Here is a 2443-nt window from a genome sequence, read left to right as displayed (position 1 = left end):
ACTACATAATGTGTAATAATTACTCAGTTGAACATATAGTTATCAAAAGAGGGATTTTTAAATAATGCTACAGATGATGAACGAATGCTCATTACGGATTAACATCCGGAAATATAAGGAAACTAAAATTCCAGAAAAGATGTGTGATTAGTATGCTCAAGTTTAGAAGATTACTAATTGGTTGGCGAAGTGTAGGGAATACACCAGATTCATGGATTTGATCAGATGTACAAGACTTGACGAGAGGTTTATATCTAAAGTAGTTATGACTCTTTTGTTTATTGTCCAATTGGATTTATTGCAGAGTATTTTAGGCTGGCTATACTAAATATACAAGATATATTTATAGATTGTTTCGCGGACCCTATCTCAAAAAAATGAAAAAAAACGATTTTAAATTATTGACAAGTAATAAAACTAAATATATATTAAATTATAATATTTACAATTAAATAATTATTATTGAATATAAATAGGAGGTTTTCCTTTATGAATCCGAATAATCGCTTAACAACAAATCAAGGTTCTCCTGTAGGAGATAACCAAAATTCTCGTACAGCTGGTCAACGTGGACCAGTATTATTAGAAGATTATCATTTAATAGAAAAGCTTGCTCATTTTGATCGTGAACGTATTCCAGAGCGTGTTGTACATGCACGTGGTGCAGGTGCTCATGGTATGTTCGTAACAAAGAACAGTATGAAGCAATATACGAAAGCAGCGTTTTTACAAAATGAAGGAACTGAAACACCTGTATTCGTTCGTTTCTCAACGGTTATTCATGGTCAAGGTTCTCCAGAAACAGCTCGTGATCCACGCGGGTTCGCTGTTAAATTTTATACAGAAGAAGGAAACTACGATATCGTAGGTAACCATTTACCTGTTTTTTTCATTCGTGATGCAATTAAATTCCCTGACATGGTGCATTCTTTAAAGCCAGCACCTGATACAAATGTTCAAACACCAGATCGTTACTGGGATTTCATGACGTTAACTCCAGAATCTACACATATGCTGACATGGGTATTTTCTGATTATGGTACACCGGCAAACTATCGTGAAATGGAAGGTTTCGGCGTACATGCATTTAAATGGATTAATGCGGAAGGGAAAATTGTTTACATTAAATATCATTGGAAACCACAGCAAGATGTCCGCAATTTAAGTGCAAAAGAAGTGGAAGAAGTGCAAGGTAAAGATTTCAACCATGCGACTCGTGATTTATTCGAAGCGATTGAAAAAGGAAACTATCCAAAATGGGATCTACACGTACAGATTATGCAATTAGATGAAATGGATTCTTTAGAGTTCGATCCACTAGATCCAACAAAAGTATGGTCAGAAGATCTCTTCCCATTAATTGAAGTAGGGACAATGACTTTAAATCGCAACCCACAAAACTTCTTTGCGGAAGTAGAGCAAGCGGCATTTACGCCAAGTGCAACTGTACCTGGTATTGAACCATCTGAAGATAAACTATTACAAGGTCGTTTATTCTCTTACCCAGATACACAGCGTTACCGCCTTGGTGCAAATTATTTGCAAATTCCTGTAAACTGCCCATACGCAGCTGTTCATAATCAACAACGTGATGGTGCAATGCAAATCAATCAAAACCCATCAACAATTAACTACGAGCCAAGTCGTCATGCTGAAAATCCTGTTGAAGATTCAGCTTACCGTGATTCGAATATGAAACTTGAAGGCTATGTATCTCGTGAAAAAATTGATAAACCAAACGACTTCCAGCAAGCTGGTGAGCGTTACCGTTCATTCTCTAAAGAGGAACAAGATAATTTAATCGCAAACTTAACAAGCGATTTAAAAGATGTGAATGAGCAAACGAAACTACTTGCAATTTGCAATTTCTTCCGCGCAGACCGCGAGTATGGTATGTGCCTAGCGGAAGCATTAAATGTTGATATTTCAGCGTATGTAGGAAATTCTACAAAATAATAACATTCTTAATTCTATTTTATTCTCAAATTTAACTTGCAATATGTGTTTACTAATACAATATATGAGAAAAGAAGTTGTCTCAAAAATTCGTTGAAAAACGATTTTTTAGAGACAACTTCTTTTTTAAGCTTCCTTCAACAATAGGTAGGAATATTAATACTTTATTTTTTATTTGTTTGACGGATCTGTCCATTCACTTTTTTATGATTTTTCATAGACACGCCTCCTATTGATATCAAAACAAGAATATAGAACTATCGTTACATATCCAATTCAAAAGAAGGAAAGAATTCCTTGGTGAAGATCTTTGATTTGTTTATTAGGGGTCACCATATCAAAAAAAGAAAATTGTACGTTTAGACACAATTTATCCGGTTCCCTGTACGTTAAGGAATTAGTTTGTATATTTGAGGAGATGTACGAGACAGATGTGAATTTAGGGGAATCCAATATTTTCTATTCAAATATGATAGAATGGAAATAT

General features: G+C 34.6%; 1 protein-coding gene. It reads left to right on the top strand.

What is annotated here, in order from left to right; genetic code table 11:
• Nucleotides 1–489 precede the first annotated feature (489 nt).
• Nucleotides 490–1956: a catalase gene (locus AB3X48_RS21100; protein WP_088099288.1), complete on the top strand. Its 1467-nt coding sequence runs from the start codon at nucleotides 490–492 to the stop codon at nucleotides 1954–1956.
• The last annotated feature ends 487 nt before the right edge of the window (nucleotides 1957–2443 follow it).

The sequence above is a fragment of the Bacillus sp. S4 genome (assembly GCF_040838205.1).
GTDB classification, from domain to species: domain Bacteria; phylum Bacillota; class Bacilli; order Bacillales; family Bacillaceae_G; genus Bacillus_A; species Bacillus_A cereus_U.
Note: the sequence above shows the minus strand (reverse complement) of the source record. Positions and strands in the feature narration are given on the sequence as shown.

What these genes read in the sequence shown, in the direction of transcription:
- AB3X48_RS21100 (WP_088099288.1), top strand. Translation starts at nt 490, where the DNA reads ATGAATCCGAATAATCGCTTAACAACAAATCAAGGTTCTCCTGTAGGA.